General features: G+C 63.8%; 18 protein-coding genes. 11 read left to right on the forward strand and 7 right to left on the reverse strand.

Annotated features, from left to right (window positions below; translation table 11 throughout):
- Nucleotide 1 precedes the first annotated feature (1 nt).
- On the reverse strand, nucleotides 2-832 hold the full coding sequence (locus AC0YKC_RS04385) for a PhzF family phenazine biosynthesis protein (protein ID WP_488510263.1): 831 nt from the start codon (nucleotides 830-832) through the stop codon (nucleotides 2-4).
- Nucleotides 833-1,057: 225 nt separating this feature from the next.
- On the opposite strand from AC0YKC_RS04385, the gene dps reads away from it, so the two are divergent.
- Complete coding sequence (gene dps, locus AC0YKC_RS04390; RefSeq protein ID WP_488510264.1) at nucleotides 1,058-1,546, forward strand: DNA starvation/stationary phase protection protein Dps; 489 nt, start codon at nucleotides 1,058-1,060, stop codon at nucleotides 1,544-1,546.
- A gap of 28 nt (nucleotides 1,547-1,574) precedes the next feature.
- On the opposite strand, the gene xdhC is transcribed toward dps, so the two are convergent.
- The 4 genes from xdhC to uraH form a co-directional block, all read right to left on the reverse strand.
- The gene (gene xdhC / locus AC0YKC_RS04395) at nucleotides 1,575-2,477 is read right to left on the reverse strand and encodes a xanthine dehydrogenase accessory protein XdhC (RefSeq protein ID WP_488510318.1); all 903 of its coding nucleotides are present in this window, start codon (nucleotides 2,475-2,477) and stop codon (nucleotides 1,575-1,577) included.
- 114 nt (nucleotides 2,478-2,591) lie between these two features.
- Nucleotides 2,592-4,955: a xanthine dehydrogenase molybdopterin binding subunit gene (gene xdhB / locus AC0YKC_RS04400; protein ID WP_434724909.1), complete on the reverse strand. Its 2,364-nt coding sequence runs from the start codon at nucleotides 4,953-4,955 to the stop codon at nucleotides 2,592-2,594.
- Nucleotides 4,955-6,430: a xanthine dehydrogenase small subunit gene (gene xdhA, locus AC0YKC_RS04405; protein ID WP_488510265.1), complete on the reverse strand. Its 1,476-nt coding sequence runs from the start codon at nucleotides 6,428-6,430 to the stop codon at nucleotides 4,955-4,957. Before xdhA ends, xdhB begins: the two co-directional genes overlap by 1 nt.
- A gap of 3 nt (nucleotides 6,431-6,433) precedes the next feature.
- Nucleotides 6,434-6,808: a hydroxyisourate hydrolase gene (gene uraH, locus AC0YKC_RS04410; protein ID WP_320294176.1), complete on the reverse strand. Its 375-nt coding sequence runs from the start codon at nucleotides 6,806-6,808 to the stop codon at nucleotides 6,434-6,436.
- Nucleotides 6,809-6,994: 186 nt separating this feature from the next.
- On the opposite strand from uraH, the gene puuE reads away from it, so the two are divergent.
- Genes puuE through AC0YKC_RS04430 form a run of 4 tightly spaced genes read left to right on the forward strand, consistent with a single transcriptional unit; the run spans nucleotide 6,995 to nucleotide 10,386 of the window.
- Complete coding sequence (gene puuE, locus AC0YKC_RS04415) at nucleotides 6,995-8,419, forward strand: allantoinase PuuE (RefSeq protein ID WP_488510266.1); 1,425 nt, start codon at nucleotides 6,995-6,997, stop codon at nucleotides 8,417-8,419.
- Between the two features lie 14 nt (nucleotides 8,420-8,433).
- Nucleotides 8,434-9,294, forward strand: a complete 861-nt coding sequence (locus tag AC0YKC_RS04420; protein ID WP_488510267.1) for a bifunctional allantoicase/(S)-ureidoglycine aminohydrolase — start codon at nucleotides 8,434-8,436, stop codon at nucleotides 9,292-9,294.
- Nucleotides 9,291-9,782, forward strand: coding sequence for an ureidoglycolate lyase (locus AC0YKC_RS04425; RefSeq protein WP_488510268.1), 492 nt, complete (start codon nucleotides 9,291-9,293; stop codon nucleotides 9,780-9,782). The genes AC0YKC_RS04420 and AC0YKC_RS04425 overlap by 4 nt, the downstream gene beginning before the upstream one ends.
- Nucleotides 9,783-9,792: 10 nt before the next feature.
- The gene (locus AC0YKC_RS04430) at nucleotides 9,793-10,386 is read left to right on the forward strand and encodes a nucleoside deaminase (protein WP_488510269.1); all 594 of its coding nucleotides are present in this window, start codon (nucleotides 9,793-9,795) and stop codon (nucleotides 10,384-10,386) included.
- Nucleotides 10,387-10,396: 10 nt separating this feature from the next.
- On the opposite strand, the gene AC0YKC_RS04435 is transcribed toward AC0YKC_RS04430, so the two are convergent.
- Both AC0YKC_RS04435 and AC0YKC_RS04440 read right to left on the reverse strand, forming a co-directional pair.
- Nucleotides 10,397-10,708, reverse strand: a complete 312-nt coding sequence (locus tag AC0YKC_RS04435; RefSeq protein ID WP_434724903.1) for a BrnA antitoxin family protein — start codon at nucleotides 10,706-10,708, stop codon at nucleotides 10,397-10,399.
- Nucleotides 10,695-10,949, reverse strand: coding sequence for a BrnT family toxin (locus tag AC0YKC_RS04440; protein WP_320294461.1), 255 nt, complete (start codon nucleotides 10,947-10,949; stop codon nucleotides 10,695-10,697). The genes AC0YKC_RS04435 and AC0YKC_RS04440 overlap by 14 nt, the downstream gene beginning before the upstream one ends.
- Nucleotides 10,950-11,134: 185 nt before the next feature.
- Here AC0YKC_RS04440 and AC0YKC_RS04445 point away from each other — a divergent pair, with 185 nt between their 5' ends.
- The 6 genes from AC0YKC_RS04445 to AC0YKC_RS04470 all read left to right on the forward strand — a co-directional run bounded on the left by AC0YKC_RS04445 (nucleotide 11,135) and on the right by AC0YKC_RS04470 (nucleotide 20,294).
- Nucleotides 11,135-13,120, forward strand: coding sequence for a CocE/NonD family hydrolase (locus AC0YKC_RS04445; RefSeq protein ID WP_488510270.1), 1,986 nt, complete (start codon nucleotides 11,135-11,137; stop codon nucleotides 13,118-13,120).
- Between the two features lie 148 nt (nucleotides 13,121-13,268).
- Nucleotides 13,269-14,858 (forward strand): ABC transporter substrate-binding protein, encoded by a 1,590-nt coding sequence (locus AC0YKC_RS04450; RefSeq protein WP_320294169.1) that lies wholly within the window; start codon nucleotides 13,269-13,271, stop codon nucleotides 14,856-14,858.
- Nucleotides 14,859-14,958: 100 nt separating this feature from the next.
- Complete coding sequence (locus tag AC0YKC_RS04455) at nucleotides 14,959-15,918, forward strand: ABC transporter permease (protein ID WP_320294168.1); 960 nt, start codon at nucleotides 14,959-14,961, stop codon at nucleotides 15,916-15,918.
- A 57-nt stretch (nucleotides 15,919-15,975) separates the two neighbouring features.
- Nucleotides 15,976-16,797 (forward strand): ABC transporter permease, encoded by an 822-nt coding sequence (locus AC0YKC_RS04460; protein ID WP_320294167.1) that lies wholly within the window; start codon nucleotides 15,976-15,978, stop codon nucleotides 16,795-16,797.
- Nucleotides 16,797-18,473, forward strand: a complete 1,677-nt coding sequence (locus AC0YKC_RS04465) for an ABC transporter ATP-binding protein (protein ID WP_488510271.1) — start codon at nucleotides 16,797-16,799, stop codon at nucleotides 18,471-18,473. Before AC0YKC_RS04460 ends, AC0YKC_RS04465 begins: the two co-directional genes overlap by 1 nt.
- A 231-nt stretch (nucleotides 18,474-18,704) precedes the next feature.
- On the forward strand, nucleotides 18,705-20,294 hold the full coding sequence (locus AC0YKC_RS04470; protein WP_488510272.1) for an ABC transporter substrate-binding protein: 1,590 nt from the start codon (nucleotides 18,705-18,707) through the stop codon (nucleotides 20,292-20,294).
- Nucleotides 20,295-20,317 lie beyond the last annotated feature (23 nt).

Below are 20,317 nucleotides of genomic sequence, written 5' to 3' on the forward strand. Positions count from 1 at the left end.
TTCAGTCCATCAGCCGTGCCGTTCCCGACACTCTGATCGAGCTGCCCGGTGTCGGTGGGATATCGGCATGAAGGCGTGAGCGCATGCCCATATCCTCGCCTTGAACGATGTCGATCGCGCCGCCATGCGGCCAGCCGAGATCACGCAGATAGCCGGCAAAGGCAGCGGTCGCGGCGCCCGTCGCCGGATCTTCGTAGACACCGCCGGAAGCGAATGGATTGCGCGTATGGAACAGGCGCGGCGTCTCGGCATAGGCGAGCAGGATCGTGACCAGGCCTTCGCGCCGCATGAAGGACTGGCCCTTTCTCAGATCATAGGCCATGGCGGCCAGCGCCTCGCGAGACTTCAGCGCCAGGACGAGGTGATCGGCGCCACCATGGATCAGCGCCGGCGGAATGGCGGGGTCGAGATCGCCCGGCTGATAGCCGAACAAGGCGAGAGCCTCCCCGGCCAGTTCCGACGAAACAGCCTTGCTTCGCGTCGGTGGCGACTGCAAGGCGGCGGCAAAGTTGGCACCGTCGCGAAACCCTTCGACGGTTATGTCGGCCTGGTTGAGGGTAAGCTTGAAGATGCCGTCGCCGAATTTTCTAACCAGCGCCGCACCGAGCGCTATCGTGGCGTGGCCGCAGAAGGGCACTTCCGATTCCGGCGAGAAGTAGCGGACGCGCCAGCCGTCGCCTTCGGGCGCAGCGAAGGCGGTTTCCGAAAAGCCGACTTCGGCCGCGACACGCTGCATGTCGGCCGCGCCCGGCAAGGCCTCGCCGATCACCACGCCAGCGGGATTGCCGCCGGTGTTCCCATCCGAAAATGCCGCTATGCGCAATACGTCCATGTCGCTCGTCCCGTGTTCACCGCTGGTCAGGCGCGCAGAAAACACGGTTCGACCGCGTTTGGGAAACGAAGAAAGCGACGAGCAGCCGTGAGCTTCAGTCACAGCTGCAATCAGGCTCCTTATTCCAATGCGGAACGAAATTCGGGTCGTCGCCGTTCTGACGACTGGCGGTCGCTCGGGCCGCCTTCAGCTTTCATCACCGACGCAGCGCGACAGGAGCCGACCATGGACGCCATCGTCACCAAGAACGACCTCAAATCCGATGCCAAGAAGGAATCGATCGATCTGCTCAACGCCAGGCTTGCCGACGCCATCGACCTGGCGCTGATCACCAAGCAGGCGCATTGGAACGTGAAGGGCCCGCAATTCATCGCCATCCACGAGATGCTCGATGAATTCCGCGAGGAGATCGACGGCCATGTCGACATCATCGCCGAGCGCGCCGTCCAGCTCGGCGGCACCGCGCATGGCACTTCGCAAGAAGTGTCAAAGGCAACCCGGCTGAAACCCTATCCGACCGACATCCACAAGACCAAGGATCACCTGGCGGCGTTGATCGACCGCTATGCCGCGGCCGCCAAGCTGACGCGCGAGGCGATCAACGAGGCGGACGACGCCGGCGATCGCGATACGGCGGACATCTTCACCGCCTATTCGCGCTCACTGGACAAATTGTTGTGGTTCCTGGAGGCGCACACGCAGGAGAAGGAATAGCCAGACGGCCGCTCACATGGCCGGCTGATCAGCCGGCCATCGCCTTTTCAGCACCGGTGGACCTTGGCGCCTCGACGGCGTGCGACACCAGCGCCGTCATGATCTCGGCGGCGGCGAGTGCTGCGATCACCGGCGGGCGCTTGTCCTTCACCGCATTGCCGCCGATCGGCGAGACGAGCCGGCCGAACTGGGCATCGCTGCCTTCGGCCGACTTCAGGAACCAGTTCTTGAAGGTGGCCTTCTTGGTCTTGGAACCGATCATGCCGACATAGGCAGTGTCGTCGCGCTTCAGCGCCTCGGCGACGATCAGGAAATCCAGCGCATGGTCGTGGGTCAGGATAGCGAAGGCCGACCCAGCCGGCGCCTCGCGCACCACGGCCTCGGGCATCGGCGTCAGGCGTGTTTCCACCGTTTCGGGCATGCCTTCCAGTGCATCTGCCCGTGTCTCGACGACGACGACATGGGTCGGCAGGAGCGCCAGCGACGCAGCCAGCGCCTGGCCAACATGGCCACCGCCGAAGAGATAGACATGCGGGAGATGCGCTTCCTCGGCTTCGGCCTTGGCGATCAGCTCGCGTTCAAGCGAAGCATCGACCAAGCGGATGGACACCTCGACGCGGCCACCGCAGCACTGGCCGATTTCCGGCCCGAGCGGGACATCCAGCGTGGCGCAGACCTCATCGACCTCAATCCGGGCTTCGCTATCCGCCCCCGTGCGGGGAGATAAGGGTCGCAGCATCTGTCGGGCCTTGTCGATCGCCATATATTCGAGTTGGCCGCCGCCGATCGTGCCGAAAATCGACGATATCGAGACAAGCATGAAGGCACCGGCCTCGCGCGGCGTCGAGCCCTTCGTTGCCGCCACTTCAACCAATGCAGCCCGGCCGACGCGGCCGAGGAATTCCTTCAGCTCTTGCACTTTCGAGTTCATCGTCTGCATTTTCGTCTGTTTGGCGCATGATCCTTTCCGAAATCGACGCCGATTTCGGGGTCGTGCGCTGGGAAATATAGCGTTTTGCGCCTCGATTTGCACGTTTCGGCCCACTCAGGCCGGCTTCGCAGCTTCCCGCTTCAACCGCTCGATCGCCATCAGCACCCGTTCCGGCGTCGCCGGCGCGTCGAGGCGCGGGCAGATCTTGTGGTCAGCGACACTCGCGACCGCGTCCGACAGCGCATGCAGCACCGACATGCCGTGCGGCAGCGGCGGCTCGCCGACCGCCTTGGAGCGATGGATGGTCGGTTCATAGGCCGACGACCAGTCGGTCAGCTTGACGTTGAAGATCTTTGGGCGGTCGGAGGCGAGCGGGATCTTGTAGGTCGACGGCGCATGCGTGCGCAGCCGGCCGCTATTGTCCCACCACAATTCCTCCGTGGTCAGCCAGCCCATGCCCTGAATGAAGCCGCCCTCGATCTGGCCGAGGTCGATCGCCCGGTTCAGCGAGCGGCCGGCGTCGTGCAGGATATCGGTGCGCTCGACGACATACTCTCCGGTGAGCGCGTCGACCGAAACCTCCGAGCAGGCCGCGCCATAGGCGTAATAGTAGAAGGCGTGGCCACGGCCCTTGCTCCGGTCCCAATGGATCTTCGGCGTCTTGTAGAAGCCGGCCGCCGAGAGCTGGACGCGGTTGATGTAGGCCTGCTTGACCAGGTCGTTGAAGGCCACCTCCTGGTTGCCGACGCGCACCCGGTTGGGCAGGAACACGACCTGGTCGTGCGGGACCTGATATTTGTCGGCGGCGAAATCGGTCAACCGCTTGCGGATCTGGCGCGCGGCATCCTGCGCCGCCATGCCGTTGAGGTCGGCACCCGAGGAAGCCGCCGTCGGCGAGGTGTTCGGCACCTTGGCGGTGGTGGTGGCGGTGATCTTGACCCGGTCGAGGTCGATCTGGAACTCTTCCGCCACGACCTGCGCCACCTTGAGATGCAGGCCCTGGCCCATCTCGGTGCCGCCATGGTTCATATGCACCGAACCGTCGGCATAGACATGCACCAGCGCGCCGGCCTGGTTGGCCTCGGTCTTGGTGAAGGAGATGCCGAACTTGACCGGCGTCATCGCCAGGCCGCGCTTGAGGAAGCGGCTGTTGGCATTGAAGGCGCTGATCTCGCGGCGGCGGCGCGCGTAATTGGAGCTTTCCTCCAGCTCCGCCACGATGCGCTGGATGATGCAATCCTCGACCTTCTGGTGGTAGGGCGTGACGCTGCGCTCGCCGATGGCCTCCATCGGGTCGTAGAAGTTGAGCTTGCGGATCTCGAGCGAGTCCTTGCCGACGGCGAAAGCGACCTCGTCGATAACGCGCTCGGCGCCGACCATGCCTTGCGGGCCGCCGAAGCCGCGGAAGGCGGTGTTGGAGACGGTGTTTGTGTAGAGCGGCGCCGACTTCGCATGCACCGCCGGATAGAAATAGGCGTTGTCGCAGTGGAACAGCGCACGGTCGCCGACCGGGCCGGACAGGTCGGCGGAAAAGCCGCAGCGCAGCGCATAGGTGAAGTCGACGCCGAGGATGTTGCCCTCGTCGTCGAAGCCGACCTCGTAGTCGATGGCGAAATCATGCCGCTTGCCGGTGGCGGTCATATCCTCGTCGCGGTCGAGCCGGATTTTCACCGCACGCTTGAGCTTCTTGGCGGCGATCGCGGCGATCGCGGCGCACTGGTTGGCTTGAGTTTCCTTGCCGCCAAAGCCGCCGCCCATGCGGCGCACCTCAACTGTCACGGCATGGCTCGGCACGCCGAGCGCATGGGCGACCAGATGCTGCGTCTCGCTCGGCCCTTGAGTCGAGCAATAGACGATGACCTCGTCATCCTCGCCGGGAATGGCCAGCGAGACCTGGCCTTCGAGATAGAAATGGTCCTGGCCGCCGAGCCACATGCGGTTCTTGATGCGGCGGGGAGCGGCCGCGATCGCCGCGGCGGCATCGCCGCGCTTCAGGATCAGCGGCGTGGTGACCTGCTTGTCCTTGACCGGGTCGAGATCCCAGATGTCGATGACGGCCGGAAGCTCGTCATATTCGATCCTGGCCAGGCGCGCCGCGCGGCGCGCTTCCTCGCGCGTCTCGGCGACCACGGCGAAGATCGGTTGGCCGTAAAACTGCACCTTGCCTTCGGCGAGCACCGGATCGTCATGCATGTTGCTTGGCGAAACATCGTTCTCGCCGGGAACGTCGGCATGGGTCAGCACATCGACAACGCCGGGAGCCGAGCGCACCGCCGACAGGTCGACGCTCTTCAGGGCGCCATGCGCGACCTTCGACAGGCCGAGGCCGACATGCAGCGTGCCGGCCGGCTCCGGCATGTCGTCGATATAAACGGCGGTGCCGCTGACATGCTTGTGCGCGGAATCGTGCCGCTGGTCGGTGGCGACGCCGCCGGTGATTTTTTCCGCCTTGAGGTTGGGAGTGGCGTGCTTGTTCATCAGGCCGCCTCCTCACGTGATACCTGGAACGGCGCCTTCGTTCCGGTCGTCTCGATATAGAAGCGCAGCAGCAGATTCTTTGCCGCCAGCGCCCGGTATTCGGCGGTCGCCCGCATGTCGGTCAGCGGCGTGAAATCCTTGGCATATTCGGCCATTGCGGCCTCCACCGTCGCCTCGTTCCAGGCCTTGCCGGTCAGCGCCTTCTCGACCGCCGTGGCGCGCTTCGGCGTCGCCGCCATGCCGCCATAGGCGATGCGGATATCGGTCACCGTGCCATCCTTGGCCAAGGTCAGGTAGAAAGCCCCGAGCGTCGCGGTGATGTCCTCGTCCCGGCGCTTGGTGACCTTGTAAACGGCAAACTTCGTTCCTTTTGCCGGCACCGGCACATGGACGGATTCGACGAACTCGCCGGGCTGACGGTCCTGCTTGCCATAGGCGACGAAGAAGGTTTCGAGCGGTATCGTGCGGCGGGCGTTACCCTTGCGCAGGGTGAGCTCAGCGCCGAGCGCAATCAGCGGCGGCGGCGTGTCGCCGATCGGCGAGCCATTGGCGACGTTGCCGCCGATAGTGCCCATATTGCGCACCTGCTCGCCGCCGATGCGGTCGACCAGCGGTCCCAAGGCCGGGATATGCTTCGACAGCGTTTCGAAGGCTTCGGTGTAAGTGACGCCGGCGCCGATGGTGATCACGCCATCCTTCTCGGACATCGCGCCAAGGCCATCGAGACCGCCGATGAAGATTGCCGGCGAGATGTCGCGCATGTGCTTGGTGACCCACAGGCCCACGTCGGTCGAACCGGCAACGACGGTCGCTTTCGGCTCGTTTTCGAAGATGGCGGCGAAATCGTCGGCATTGGCCGGCACGATCAGCCGCGCCTTGCCGGAGCCGATTTCGACCCTGGCGCCATCGCGTAGCGCCTTCAGCCGCGCGGTGATGTCCTTGCGCTCCAGCGCCAGCGGATCCTTGGCCGCCTTGCCGTAGCTCGAAATGGCATGTGCGGCGCGCATGATCGCCTCATAGCCGGTGCAGCGGCAGAGATTGCCCTGCAGCGCCTTCTCGATCGCCGCGTCGGACGGATCGGGGTTCTTCATCCAGAGCCCATAGAGCGACATGATGAAGCCCGGCGTGCAGAAGCCGCACTGCGAGCCATGGAAATCGACCATCGCCTGCTGCACCGGATGCAGTTTTTCGCCATCGCCGCGCAGATGTTCCACCGTCACGACATGGGTGCCGTCGAGCGAGCCCATGAAGCGAATGCAGGCGTTGACGCTTTCGTAGACGAGACCTTCGGCAGCGAGCTTGCCGACCAGCACCGTGCAGGCGCCGCAGTCGCCTTCGGCGCAGCCTTCCTTGGTGCCGCGCAGCGCGCGGTTGAGCCGCAGCCAGTCGAGCAAAGTCGCATCGGGCGCGACGTCCTTCAGCGCCACGTCGGCGCCGTTCAGGATGAAGCGTATCTCGTTGCGGGTCCCGGCCATGTCTCAGCTCCCCCGATAGGTCGAGTAGCCATAGGGCGAAATCAAGAGCGGCACGTGGTAATGCCGCGCCTCCGCCATGCCGAAGCGGATCGGCACGATGTCGAGGAAGGCCGGTTGCGGCAGGTCGACACCCTGGCCACGCAGATAGTCGCCGGCGGCGAAGACCAGCTCATATTCGCCGGTGCGGAAATCGGCACCGGCGAGCAGCGGCGCGTCGCAACGGCCATCGTCATTGGTGGCCACGGTCTTGAGATGCGTGCGGCTCTGGCCTTCGATGCGGAAAAGCCCGATCGACAGGCCCTTTGCCGGCCGTCCAGTCGCGGTGTCGAGCACATGGGTCGTCAGGCGCCCGCCATCGGCTTTCGACGTTTCTGCCACTGGCGCCTCCCATTTCCAGCACGACCGATTGGCCGGTACAGTTTCAGGTCAATTGTGCGCCCATTAAAGGCGATGCATAAGCCCCGGTCGAGCGGAGCGCGGCAAAAAGCACTTTCAAAAATTTTCGGGGGAATGCATGCGCACTCCTTTCGATATCTTCATCTCAACCATCGGGCAGGAGTGGCAATGCGTTACGATAGGGACATGCGCGGTTACGGGGCCAATCCGCCGGATCCGAAATGGCCCGGCGGCGCGCATGTCGCGGTGCAGTTCGTCGTCAACTATGAAGAAGGCGGCGAGAACTGCGTGCTGCATGGCGACAAGGCTTCGGAAGCCTTCCTTTCGGAGATCGTCGGGGCGGCGCCCTGGGTCGGCCAACGCCACTGGAACATGGAATCGATCTATGAATATGGCGCGCGGGCCGGCTTCTGGCGGCTCTACCGGCTGTTCACCGACGCGCAAGTGCCGGTGACCTGCTACGGCGTCGCCACGGCGCTGGCGCGCTCGCCCGACCAGGTCACGGCGATGCAGGAGGCCGGCTGGGAAATCGCCTCGCACGGGCTGAAATGGATCGACTATCGCGACCATGCGGCCGAGGACGAGCGGCGCGACCTCGATGAGGCCATCCGGCTGCATTACGAAGTGACCGGCGCGCGGCCGACCGGCTGGTACACCGGGCGCACCTCGGTCAACACCGTTCGCCTCGTCGCCGAGGAAGGCGGCTTCGACTACGTCTCCGACACCTATGACGACGAACTGCCCTACTGGTTCGACCGCGACGGGCTGGAGACGCCGCAGCTCGTCATCCCCTACACGCTCGACGCCAACGACATGCGCTTTGCGACGCCGCAGGGATTCAATTCGGGCGACCAGTTCTTCGCCTATCTGAAGGACAGCTTCGACACGCTCTATGCCGAGGGCAAAGCGGGCAGGCCGCGCATGATGAATATCGGCCTGCACTGCCGGCTGGTCGGCCGCCCGGGCCGCGTGGCGGCGCTGAAGCGCTTCGTCGACTATGTGAAGTCGCATGACAAGGTTTGGCTGACGCGGCGCATCGACATCGCCAGGCACTGGCGCGAAACGCACCCTTACGAGGCGCCGGCGCTGCGCCCGTCGCGGATGGAGTTCGAAGAGTTCGTGCATGCCTTTGGCGGTGTCTTCGAGCATTCGCCGTGGATCGCCGAGCGCGCCTATGAGCTCGAACTCGGGCCTGCGCATGACAGCGCCGGCGGCCTGCATAATGCGCTCTGCCGCATCTTCCGCGCGGCGAGCGAAGCCGAGCGGCTTTCGGTGCTCAACGCCCACCCGGACCTCGCCGGCAAGCTGGCCAAGGCCAAGCGCCTGACGCCGGAATCGGCCAAGGAACAAGCCTCCGCCGGGCTCGACGCGCTGACCGACAAGGAGCGCGAGCTGTTCTCGAAACTCAACGCCGCCTATGTCACGACCTTCGGCTTCCCCTTCATCATCGCGGTCAAGGGCAAGACCAAGGACGAAATCCTGGCGGAGTTCGAGGCGCGGATCGGCAACAGCCGCGGCACCGAGCTGGAAACCGCCTGCAAACAGGTCGAACGCATCGCGCTGCTTCGGCTGAGAGACATGCTCCCGCAATAACGCCAGGGACCCCCATGGATATGATCAAGACTGCCGAGCGAACCTATTATGCGCCGCATGGCGGCCATCCCGGCCAGAACGAGCTTTTGACCGGCAGGGCCGTTTTCACCGAGGCCTATGCGGTCATCCCCAAAGGCGTGATGCAGGACATCGTCACCAGCCCGCTGCCGTTCTGGGACGAGACGCGGGCCTGGATCATCGCAAGGCCGCTGTCGGGCTTCGCCGAGACGTTCTCGCAATACATCGTCGAGGTTCTACCAGGCGGCGGCAGCGACCGGCCGGAACTCGATGCGGGCGCCGAGGGCGTGCTGTTCGTCGTCGGGGGCGAGATCACCGTGTCGCTTGCCGGCAAGAAACATGTGCTTGCCCCCGGCGGCTTCGCCTTCCTGCCACCGGCCAGCGGCTGGACGGTGCGCAACGAGAGTGGCGAAGCTGCCCGCTTCCACTGGATCCGCAAGACCTACGAGGCCGTCGACGGCCTCGACGTGCCGGAGGCCTTCTTCTCGAGCGATCAGGACGTGGCGCCGAGCCCGATGCCGGGTACGGAAGGGCGCTGGGCAACGACCCGCTTCGTCGACCCGGCCGACATGCGCCACGACATGCATGTCACAATCGTGACGCTGAAGCCGGGCGCGGTTATACCCTTCGCCGAAACCCACGTCATGGAGCACGGGCTCTATGTGCTGGAAGGCAAGGCGGTCTACCGGCTCAACCAGGACTGGGTCGAGGTCGAGGCGGGCGACTTCATGTGGCTGCGCGCCTTCTGCCCGCAAGCCTGCTATGCCGGCGGCCCCGGCAATTTCCGCTATCTGCTCTACAAGGACGTCAACCGGCACGCCAGGCTTGGCGGCTACCTTGGGGGCAACGCGCGGTGACCCGCATCGTCGCCCGACCGTTGACCCGCGAGACCTTCGCGCCCTTCGGCGACGTCATCGACATGAGCGGCGACAACCGCTACCCGATCAATGGCGGTCGGGCGATGCGCTATCACGACCTGGCCACGGCGGAAGCCGCCGGCCCGAATGCGCGCGTGCTGATCTCGATGGTGCGCGGCACGCCCTATGAGATGCCGCTGAAGCTCAGCATGGTCGAGCGCCATCCGCTCGGCAGCCAGGCTTTCATCCCGCTGTCGCCGCGACCGTTCCTGGTCGTCGTCTGCCACGACACCAAGGATGGGCCGGGTGAGCCGCATGCCTTTCTCGCCGGCCCCGGACAGGGCATCAACTACCGCCGCAACCTTTGGCACGGCGTGCTGACGCCGATCGGCGAGGAACAGGATTTTGTCATCGTCGACCGCGCCGGTGAGGGCTCCAATCTCGAAGAGTTCCATTTCTCGCATCCATACGAGATCCACCTCCCCTGAAAGCTTACCCATGACCGACGTTTCGCTGATCGACCGCCTGCTCGACGTCATTGAGCACGACATCGTGCCGAAGACCGCTGAAGGCGTCGCCCATGGCAACAAGCTGTTCGGCGCCGCGATTCTGCGGAAGGGCGACCGCTCGCTGGTGCTGGCCGAAACCAACAACGAAATCGAAAATCCGCTCTGGCATGGCGAGGTGCACTGCCTGAAGCGTTTCTACGAGATGCCCAAGGCCGAGCGCGTCGATACCAAGGATGCGCTGTTCGTGGCTACCCACGAGCCCTGCTCGCTCTGCCTGTCGGCGATCACCTGGACCGGTTTCGACAATTTCTACTACCTCTTCAGCCACGAGGATTCGCGCGACAGTTTTGCTATCCCACACGACCTCAAGATCCTGAAGGAGGTCTTCACCCTCGATCCCGGCGGCTACAACGCCGAGAACGCCTATTGGAAGAGCTTTTCCATCCGCCGGCTGGTGCGGGGGTTGCCCGAGGCCGAGCGCGACCGGCTGGAGGCGCGGATCGGCAGGATCGCGGCGCGCTATGACGAGCTGTCAGGCGCCTATCAGGCAAGCAAGGCCGATAACGACATTCCGCTGAACTGACGCGGATTGCCTACCTCACCTTCGCGTTTTTCAGCACTTTATTTATCCTTGCCTGCCAGCCTTTGCCGGTCGCCTTGAATTTTCTGACGACATCCTGGTCCAGGCGGATGGAGACGACTTGCTTCGGTTTCTCCAGGGCTGGCCGGCCACGTGAGCGCCTTATACTCTCGAAGAGCTCCGGGAGCGCTTCCGCGAAAGGCTTGGCTTGTGCCAGCTGTTCGTCTGTCGCCTCCCCGTCCTCGGGATCGGCAGCAATCTGTCTTTGAATTTCGGCTTCCTCGGCGTCGGTAAGCCGCCGAACGCGTGACTTAGTGTTGCTCATACACGGACCTTTCCTTTCGGCTGGCATGACGCATCGAGATCACCGAGATCGCTTCGGAACCAAGCGGCTTGAAGATCACGGCGAGAATGATCTCTCCAAATTCTCCAATCGCCTTCAACCGGCCAGTCTTGGCCGGGAGGACGATTGACGTGGCAAAAAACTCGATATCGAGATCAGCGAAATCGAGACCTCGGTTTGCGAGGTTCGTCACCCGTTTTGGCTCATCCCAAACGATTTTCAGGCGAGATCATCCACCGTATCTGCGTCGGGCCACGTAAATAAACGTAATACATAAATTACTGGAGAATGCAAGGAGAAGCCGGATCATCGGAGGGTGCGTTCACCAACGACCCAGGTCGCATTTTTTGATGCTCCAGTCGCGAATGGCGATTGAAAGTCGTCACGCCGCGGAGCGTTATGCGCCCCATGAAAACCGTCACCGAATTCCCCCGCAAGGTCGTCGAATTTCCCGATATGGGCATCGTCATGCCGGATGGTTGCCGGCTGTCGGCGCGCATCTGGATGCCGGAGGATGCGGCTGACGATCCAGTTCCGGCAATCCTGGAGCACCTGCCCTACCGCAAGCGCGACGGCACCATTTTTCGCGATCAGCTGACGCATCCCTATTTCGCCGGGCATGGCTACGCCTCGATCCGAGTCGACATGCGCGGCAATGGCGATTCCGAAGGGCTGATGGACGACGAATATTCCGAGCAGGAATTGCAGGATGCCTGCGACGTCATCGCCTGGGCCGCGGCGCAGCCCTGGTGCAACGGCAATGTCGGCATGATGGGCATTTCCTGGGGCGGCTTCAACTGCCTGCAGGTCGCGGCGAAGCAGCCGCCGGCGCTGAAGGCGGTGATCAGCCTGTGCTCGACCGTCGACCGCTATGCCGACGACATCCACTACAAGGGCAGCTGCCTGCTCCTGGAAAATTTCGGCTGGGCCTCGACGATGCTGTCCTATTCGTCGCGGCCCCCGGATCCGGCGATCGCCGGCAGCAATCGCTGGCGCGACCTGTGGCTCAGCCGGCTGGAGAACCAGTCTTTTCTCCTCCCACTCTGGCTCAGCCACCAGCATCGCGACGCCTATTGGAAGCGCGGCTCGATCTGCGAGGATTTTTCCGCCGTGAAGGCGGCCGTGCTGTCGATCGGCGGCTGGCATGACGGCTACCGCAACACCATCTCCAATCTCGTCACCGGCATCCAGTCGCCGGTCAAGGGCATCGTCGGCCCCTGGATCCACAAGTACCCTCATTATGCCGGACCCAATCCGGCGATCGGCTTCCTGCAGGAAGCGCTGCGCTGGTGGGACCGCTGGCTGAAGGGTGCTGAAACCGGCGTCGAAGCCGATCCGGACTATCGTGCCTATGTCATGGACAGCGTGCGGCCGGCGCGCTGGCATCCCGAGCGGCCGGGCCGCTGGGTGGCGGAACAGGAATGGCCGTCCTCGAACATCAAGGTCGAGGCAATCGAGCTCGTTTCGGCAGGTGCAAGACCTTCGATCGTCGCTTCGCCGCAGACCTGCGGGCTTGCCGGCGGTGAGTATTTTCCCTTCACCTTCGGGCCGGAACTGCCGGGCGACCAGCGTCCCGACGACGCGCTGTCGGTTTGCTTCGACCAACCCGAGCTCGGTGAGGCGATCGACATCGTCGGGGCGCCCGAGCTCGAGGTCCGAATTGCCTCCGATCGGCCACAGGCCAACATCGCGGTGCGCCTCTGCGACGTGCATCCCGACGGCGCCTCGGAATTGATTTCCTATGGCGTTCTCAATCTCACGCACCGCAGCTCGCATGAATTCCCGCATGCGCTGATTCCCGGCGAGACGGTGTCGGCACGCGTCGTGCTCGACCAATGCGCTTACCGGGTGCCGGCCGGCCACAAATTGCGCGTCGCCGTTTCGACCGCCTACTGGCCAATGATCTGGCCCTCGCCGGAGCCGGTGCGGCTCGATCTCGCGAAGGCGACGCTGAAGCTGCCGCTGCGCCCGCTGGCAAAGCAGGATGAGGTTTCGTTTGCTGAGCCGGAAGGCGCGAAACCCTGGGCGACCGAGACGATCCGGCCGGCAAAGTCCGAACGCCATGTCGACCGCGACGAGAAGACCGGCCTTGTCACGCTCTCCATAACCGACGACTTCGGCGAGCTGCGCGACCTCGACCATGGGCTGGTCAATGGCAGCATCGCGCGCGAGACATGGACGATCCATCCCGACGACCCGTTGTCGGCCACCGGAGCCACGCATTGGACGCAGACATTGTCGCGCAATGAATGGTCGGTGCGGACCGAAACTTTTGCCCAGATGCGATCGGACGTCGGCAACTTCATCGTCAGCGCCAGAATCGAGGCCTATGAGGGCGAAAAGCTGGTCTTCGAACGCGACTTCGAGCAGGCGATCCCACGCTCCATGGTTTGAGCCGAGACAAGATTGGTCCAAATGCGACGTGCGATTTACGCCACGGTATGTCGCATTCGGTCTTGCCTGTCGCTTTCCCTTACGGTCATTATCTCCTCCAATAGCAAGAAACGACCCTAAGGTCGGATATCCAGAGTGAGGAACCATAATGTCCAACGAACTCGACTATCTCAGCCGGCGAGTCGCGGCCGGAAAACTTAGCCGTCGCGATTTTCTCGGCCGCGCCGCGGCGCTCGGCGTCGCCGCCACCGTTGCCAACTCGCTGCTCTCCAAGGCCGTGCGTGCGGCCGGTCCGGTTAAGGGCGGCACGTTGAAGGCCGGCCTGCAGGGCGGCGAATCCACCAACAGCCTAGATCCGGCGACCTTCCTTAGCCAGGTTCCGTTCGCCTTCGGCAAATGCTGGGGCGAGACGCTGGTCGAGCTCGCGCCGGGCGGCGGCGTCGAATACCGCATTGCCGAAGAAATCGGCTCTTCGGACGACGCCAAGACCTGGACGATGAAGATCCGCAAGGGCGTCCAGTTCCACAACGGCAAGGAAGTGACGCCGGACGACGTGGTGGCGACGCTGAAGCGCCACAGCGACGAGAAGTCCAAGTCGGGCGCGCTCGGCGTCTTGAAGAGCATCGACACCATCAAGACCGACGGCGGCAATGTCGTGGTCACGCTGAAAGACCCGAATGCCGACATGCCCTATCTGATGGCGGATTATCACCTGATCATCCAGCCGAATGGGGGCATGGACAAGCCGGACGCCGGCATCGGCACCGGCCCGTACAAAGTCACCACGAACCAGCCCGGCGTGAAGCATGGCGGCGAACGCTTCGCCAACTACTGGCAGGCCGACAAATACGGCCATGCCGACCAGGTCGAGATCGTCGTCGTCAACGACCCGACGGCGCGCATGGCAGCGCTGCAGGGCGGCCAGGTCAACATGATCAATCGTGTCGAGCCGAAGATCGTCGACCTGGTCAAGCGGCTGCCCGGCGTCACGATCCGCGCCGCCTCGGGCCGCGGCTTCTACCCCTTCAACATGTTCTGCGACACCGCGCCCTTCGACAACAACGATCTCAGGATGGCGTTGAAGCTTGCCATGGACCGCGAGGAGATGCTGACCAAAATCCTGCGCGGCTACGGCGAGGTTGGCAACGACATGCCGGTCAACAAGGCCTACCCGCTGTTCGCCGGCGATTTCGAGCAGCGCAAGTTCGATCCGGAAAAGGCAGCCGCGGCTTACAAGAAGTCAGGCCATAGCGGCTCGATCCTGCTGCGCACTTCCGACGTCGCCTTCCCGGGCGCGGTCGACGCCGCCCAGCTCTACCAGCAGAGCTGCGCCAAGGCCGGCATCAAGATCGAGATCAAGCGCGAGCCCGGCGACGGCTACTGGACAGAAGTCTGGAACAAGCAGCCTTTCTCGCTCTCCTACTGGGGCGGCCGTCCGACCCAGGACCAGATGTATTCGACCGCTTACCTCTCGACCGCGGACTGGAACGACACGCGCTTCAAGCGCCCGGACTTCGACAAGATGGTGCTTGCGGCGCGCGGCGAGCTCGACGAAGCCAAGCGCAAGAAGATCTATCGCGACATGGGCGAGATCATGCGCGACGAAGGCGGCCTGATCGTGCCGTTCTTCAACCAGTTCGTCGACGCAACCGGCAAGGGCGTCGAAGGCTGGGTCGACAACCCGGCGCAGGAACTCAGCAACGGCCATGCCCTGATCGAGTGCTGGCTGCAGGCCTGATGAAGGATAAGGGAAGGGCTGGCGCAAGCCGGCCCTTCCCCGTTTTCATGACCCGCCCGAAAGGCGGGCGTCGTCCCTTCTTCACCGTTGCAGGTAGCCGATGTCGTCTCCGATCCTGAGATTGGTCGCTCAGCGCGTCTTGCTGGGCCTGGTTCTTCTTTTGGCCGTTTCGGTGCTTATCTTCGCCGGCACGCAGATCCTGCCGGGCGACGTCGCCCAGGCGATCCTCGGCCAGTCGGCCACGCCGGAGGCGCTGGCGAACCTGCGCGAGCAGCTCGGGCTCAACGACCCGGCGTGGCTGCGCTACGTGCACTGGCTCTGGGGCATCCTGCATGGCGACTTCGGCACGGCGCAGTCGAGCGGACTGGACATTGCGACCTCCATCAGCACCCGGCTGAAGAACACGCTGTTCCTGGCGGCCTGCGCGGCAATCGTCGCGGTGCCGCTGGCGATCATCCTCGGCCTCATTGCGGTGCGCTATCGCAACGGCTTCGTCGACAAGCTGATCTCCGGCCTGGCGCTGGCCTCGACATCGTTCCCGGAGTTCTTCATCGGCTATGTGCTGATCTATTTCTTCGCCGTGAAATGGCAGATCTTCCCCAGCATCTCGACGGTAGACGACTCCACGCCCTTCCTGGAAAGGCTGCAGGCCGTGGTGCTGCCGGCTACGGCGCTGACCCTGGTGGTGCTCGCCCATATGATGCGAATGACGCGCGCTGCGATCCTCAATGTCATGCAGTCGGCCTATATCGAGACGGCCGAGCTCAAGGGGCTGAAGGCCTTCGACATCATCCGCAAGCATGCCTTTCCCAACGCGATCGCGCCGGTCGTCAACGTCGTCATGCTCAATCTCGCCTATCTCATTGTCGGCGTCGTCGTGGTCGAAGTGATCTTCGTCTATCCGGGCATGGGACAGTATCTGGTCGATCATGTCGCCAAGCGCGACGTGCCGGTGGTGCAGGCGGTCGGCCTGATCTTCGCCGCGGTCTACATCACGCTCAACATCGTTGCCGACATCGCCGCCATCGTGGCCAATCCGCGGCTGAGACATCCGAAATGATGGGGGCATCGAAAGTGATGGGCCGGATGCTAAACGACCAAAGGGGGAATTGAGGCGATGGCGCTACGACAAATCCCGTTCACCGCCTGGGTCGGGCTGATCCTGACCGGCTTCCTTGCGTTCTGCGCCATCTTCGCGCCCTGGGTCGCGCCGCATGGCAATGGCGAGATCGTCGGCGACGTCTGGGAGCCGATGTCGGCCGCCCACTGGCTGGGCACCGACAATCTCGGCCGCGATCTTATCTCGCGCATGATCTATGGCGCGCGCATCACCATGGAGATCGCGGTGGCGGCGACGGCGCTGTCCTTCTCGCTGGGCTCGATCCTCGGCTTCACGGCGGCTGTGTTCGGCGGCTGGTTCGACACGCTGCTGTCGCGCTTCGTCGACCTTTTGATGTCGATCCCGACGCTGATCTTCGGCCTCGTCGTATTGTCGGTGCTGCCGACGACCACGCTGACGCTGATCCTGGTCATGGGCATTCTGGACTCCACCCGCGTCTATCGCCTGTCGCGCGCCGTTGCCGTCGACATCAACGTCATGGACTTCGTCGAGGCGGCGAAGCTGCGCGGCGAAGGCAAGGCCTGGATCATCTTCCGCGAGATCCTGCCCAATGCTTTGTCGCCGCTGGTGGCGGAGCTTGGCGTGCGCTTCATCTTCGCCGTGCTCTTCCTGTCGGCGCTGTCCTTCCTCGGCCTTGGCGTGCAGCCGCCGGATTCGGACTGGGGCGGCATGGTGAAGGAGAACAAGGACGGCATCGTGTTCGGCATTCCGGCGGCGCTGATCCCGGCGGCCGCGATCGCGGTGCTGGCGATCTCGGTCAACCTCGTCGCCGACTGGGTGCTCAACCGCACGACGAGCCTGAAGGGAGGACGCGGCTGATGGCTGAGAACCAGGCAAAGGCAAAGTCCGGGCAGGCAAGTTCAGGCAAGCTCCTCGACATCCGCAACCTGCGCATCGAGGCGACCGTCTATCCGCCGGGCGAGGCGCCGAAGACCATCACACTTGTCCACGAGGTCTCGCTGACGCTCGAGAAAGGCAAGGTTCTCGGCCTGATCGGCGAATCCGGCGCCGGCAAGTCGACCATTGGCCTGTCGTCCATGGCCTATGGCCGCGGCGGCGTGCGCATCACCGGCGGCGAGGTAATCCTCAACGGCCGTGATATCATGAAGGTCGGACCAAAAGGCGTGCGGGCGCTGCGCGGACGCGAGGTGTGCTATGTCGCGCAGTCGGCGGCAGCCGCCTTCAATCCGGCGCACAAGCTGATCGACCAGGTGGTCGAGGCGACGCTCCTGCACGGTACCGCGACGCGCGCCGAGGCCGAGAAGCGGGCTATTGCGCTGTTCAAGAAGCTCAGCCTGCCCAATCCCGAAACGATCGGCGAGCGCTACCCGCACCAGGTCTCCGGCGGCCAGCTGCAGCGCGTGATGACGGCGATGGCGCTCTGCTCGGAGCCCGACCTCATCGTCTTCGACGAGCCGACCACGGCGCTTGACGTGACGACGCAGATCGACGTTCTGGCGGCGATCAAGGACGCTATCCGCGACACCCATGTCGCGGCCCTCTACATCACCCACGACCTTGCCGTCGTCGCCCAGGTGTCGGACGAAATCATGGTGCTTCGCCATGGCCGGCTGGTGGAGTGGGGCGGCACGCGGCAGATCATCAAGGAACCGCGCCAGGAATACACCAACGCGCTGGTTTCGGTGCATGAGATCGAACACCGGGAGCAGCAGCCCGGCACAACGCCGTTCCTGTCGGTGAAGAATGTGACGGCCGCCTATGGCGGCGGGCATGTCAAGGTGCTGAAGAACGTCTCGGTCGACATCTATCCCGGCCAGACTCTTGCCGTCGTCGGCGAGAGCGGTTCCGGCAAGTCGACGCTGGCGCGCGCCATCACCGGCCTGTTGCCGCCTGAGCAAGGCACCGTCACCTTTGACGGCAGGCCGCTCGCCAACAGGCTGGCCGACCGGCCGAAGGAGGATTTGCGCCAGCTGCAGATGATCTACCAGATGGCCGACGTGGCGATGAACCCGCGCCAGACGGTGGGCACCATCATCGGCAGGCCGCTGGAGTTTTATTTCGGCATCAAGGGACGCGAGCGCGACAAGCGCGTCGCCGAACTGCTCGACGAGATCGAGATGGGCAAGGGTTTCGTCGACCGCTACCCAGCCGAATTGTCCGGCGGCCAGAAGCAGCGCGTCTGCATTGCCCGCTCGCTCGCCGCCAAGCCGAAGCTGATCATCTGCGACGAGGTGACCTCGGCGCTCGACCCGCTGGTCGCCAACGGCATCCTGAAGCTCTTGCTCAATCTGCAGCAGGTGGAGAAGGTCGCCTTTCTGTTCATCACGCATGACCTGGCAACGGTGAAGTCGATCGCCGATTCGATCGCGGTGATGTATCGCGGCGAGGTGGTGCGCTACGGCTCCAAGAGCAAGGTGCTGACGCCGCCTTTCGACGCCTACACGGACCTGCTGCTCTCCTCCGTGCCCGAAATGGAGATCGGCTGGCTGGAGAAGGCGATCGCGGGACGGCGCATGGCGAGCGCCGGAAACTAGGGCAGGATGACGTTTCGTTGAATCGCCATCCCGCTCTAACTCTTTGTTTGAGCATGATCTTTTCCGAAAACCGGTTCCCACTTTTCGGGATCATGCTCTAAAGCAATTCCCGGAAAAGTGTGAAGTCTGCCGCCTAGGCGGCCGCTGTCATGCGGCTGCAATGGGGAACGGGAAAGATCGGCTGCGGGCAGGTAGAGCCCGCACCAAATCAATCTCAAATGGGGGCAGGACATGCAGACCGAACTCGACCATCTCGCCGCACTCGCCGGCAAGGGCAGGATCTCGCGGCGCGATTTCCTCGGCCGCGCGGCGGCGCTCGGCGCCTCGGCGGCGCTGGCGACGACACTGGCCGGCAAGGCTTTTGCCGCGACGCCGGTGAAAGGCGGCATCATCAAGGCCGGCCTGCAGGGCGGTGAATCGACCAACAGCCTCGACCCGGCGCTTAACCTCAGCCAGGTCACCTTCAGCTTCTGCAAGCAATGGGGTGAATTCCTCGTCCGCCTGACCCCGGACGGCGGCGTCGAGAACCTGATCGCCGAGGAGATCGGCGCGTCGGCCGACGCCAAGACCTGGACGATGAAGATCCGCGACGGCATTGAGTTCCACAACGGCAAGACGGTGAAGGCGGAAGACGTTGTCGCGACGCTCGAGCGCCATGCCGACGAGAAGTCGAAATCCGGCGCGCTCGGCATTTTGAAGAACATCAAGACCATCAAGGCCGACGGCAAGGACGTGGTGGTGACGCTCAGCGACGCCGATGCCGACTTCCCCTATCTGATGGCCGACTACCATCTCGTCATCCAGCCGAATGGCGGCAAGGACAATCCGAATGCCGGTATCAGCGCCGGTCCGTACAAGGTCAGCGTCAACCAGCCCGGCGTGAAGCATGGCGGCGAGCGCTTCGCCAATTACTGGCGCGGCGACAAGGCCGGCCATGCCGACCAGATCGAAATCGTCGTCATCAACGATGCGACGGCCCGGCTTGCGGCGCTGCAGGGCGGCCAGGTGCACTTGATCAACCGTGTCGAGCCGAAGGTGGTCGACCTGGTGAAGCGCATGCCGGGCGTCAGCATCGAGGCCGTCGCCGGGCGCGGCTATTACCCGTTCAACATGTTCTGCGACACCGCGCCCTTCGACAACAACGACCTCAGGATGGCGTTGAAGCTGGCGATGGACCGCGAGGAGATGCTGGACAAGATCCTGCGCGGCTATGGCTCGGTCGGCAACGACTTTCCGATCAACGAAGCCTATCCGCTGTTTTCCTCCGACATCGAGCAGCGCAAGTTCGATCCGGAAAAGGCGGCCGCCGCCTACAAGAAGTCGGGTCATAGCGGCTCGATCCTGCTGCGCACGTCGGACGTCGCCTTCCCCGGCGCGGTTGACGCCGCGCAGCTCTACCAGCAGAGCTGCGCCAAGGCCGGCATCAGAATAGAGATCAAGCGCGAGCCGGGCGACGGCTACTGGTCGGAAGTGTGGAACAAACAGCCCTTCTCGCTCTCCTACTGGGGCGGCCGGCCGACGCAGGGCCAGATGTATTCCACCGGCTATGTGTCGACCGCCGACTGGAACGACACGCGCTTCAAGCGGCCCGAATTCGACAAGATGCTTTACACGGCCCGCGCCGAGCTGGACCAGGCCAAGCGCAAGGCGATCTATCGCGACATGGCGATGCTGATGCGCGACGAAGGCGGCCTGATCGTGCCGTTCTTCAACCAGTTCGTCGATGCCGCCAACACCAAGAAGGTCGGCGGCTGGGTGAAGAACCCGAACGGCGAGATGATGGACGGCTATGCGCTCAACGAGTGCTGGCTGAGCGCCTGATATCGGGCTATCCAAAGCAGCGC

Source organism: Mesorhizobium sp. CNPSo 4661 (assembly GCF_057784215.1).

Bases quoted from the DNA above. Each gene is read 5' to 3' on its own strand.
- dps (WP_488510264.1), top strand. From the start codon at position 1,058: ATGGACGCCATCGTCACCAAGAACGACCTCAAATCCGATGCCAAGAAG.
- AC0YKC_RS04460 (WP_320294167.1), top strand. From the start codon at position 15,976: ATGGCGCTACGACAAATCCCGTTCACCGCCTGGGTCGGGCTGATCCTG.
- AC0YKC_RS04445 (WP_488510270.1), top strand. From the start codon at position 11,135: ATGAAAACCGTCACCGAATTCCCCCGCAAGGTCGTCGAATTTCCCGAT.
- xdhB (WP_434724909.1), bottom strand. From the start codon at position 4,955: ATGAACAAGCACGCCACTCCCAACCTCAAGGCGGAAAAAATCACCGGC.
- AC0YKC_RS04385 (WP_488510263.1), bottom strand. From the start codon at position 832: ATGGACGTATTGCGCATAGCGGCATTTTCGGATGGGAACACCGGCGGC.
- AC0YKC_RS04430 (WP_488510269.1), top strand. From the start codon at position 9,793: ATGACCGACGTTTCGCTGATCGACCGCCTGCTCGACGTCATTGAGCAC.
- xdhC (WP_488510318.1), bottom strand. From the start codon at position 2,477: ATGAACTCGAAAGTGCAAGAGCTGAAGGAATTCCTCGGCCGCGTCGGC.
- AC0YKC_RS04465 (WP_488510271.1), top strand. From the start codon at position 16,797: ATGGCTGAGAACCAGGCAAAGGCAAAGTCCGGGCAGGCAAGTTCAGGC.
- AC0YKC_RS04420 (WP_488510267.1), top strand. From the start codon at position 8,434: ATGGATATGATCAAGACTGCCGAGCGAACCTATTATGCGCCGCATGGC.
- xdhA (WP_488510265.1), bottom strand. From the start codon at position 6,430: ATGGCCGGGACCCGCAACGAGATACGCTTCATCCTGAACGGCGCCGAC.
- AC0YKC_RS04470 (WP_488510272.1), top strand. From the start codon at position 18,705: ATGCAGACCGAACTCGACCATCTCGCCGCACTCGCCGGCAAGGGCAGG.
- AC0YKC_RS04435 (WP_434724903.1), bottom strand. From the start codon at position 10,708: ATGAGCAACACTAAGTCACGCGTTCGGCGGCTTACCGACGCCGAGGAA.
- puuE (WP_488510266.1), top strand. From the start codon at position 6,995: ATGCGTTACGATAGGGACATGCGCGGTTACGGGGCCAATCCGCCGGAT.
- AC0YKC_RS04450 (WP_320294169.1), top strand. From the start codon at position 13,269: ATGTCCAACGAACTCGACTATCTCAGCCGGCGAGTCGCGGCCGGAAAA.
- AC0YKC_RS04455 (WP_320294168.1), top strand. From the start codon at position 14,959: ATGTCGTCTCCGATCCTGAGATTGGTCGCTCAGCGCGTCTTGCTGGGC.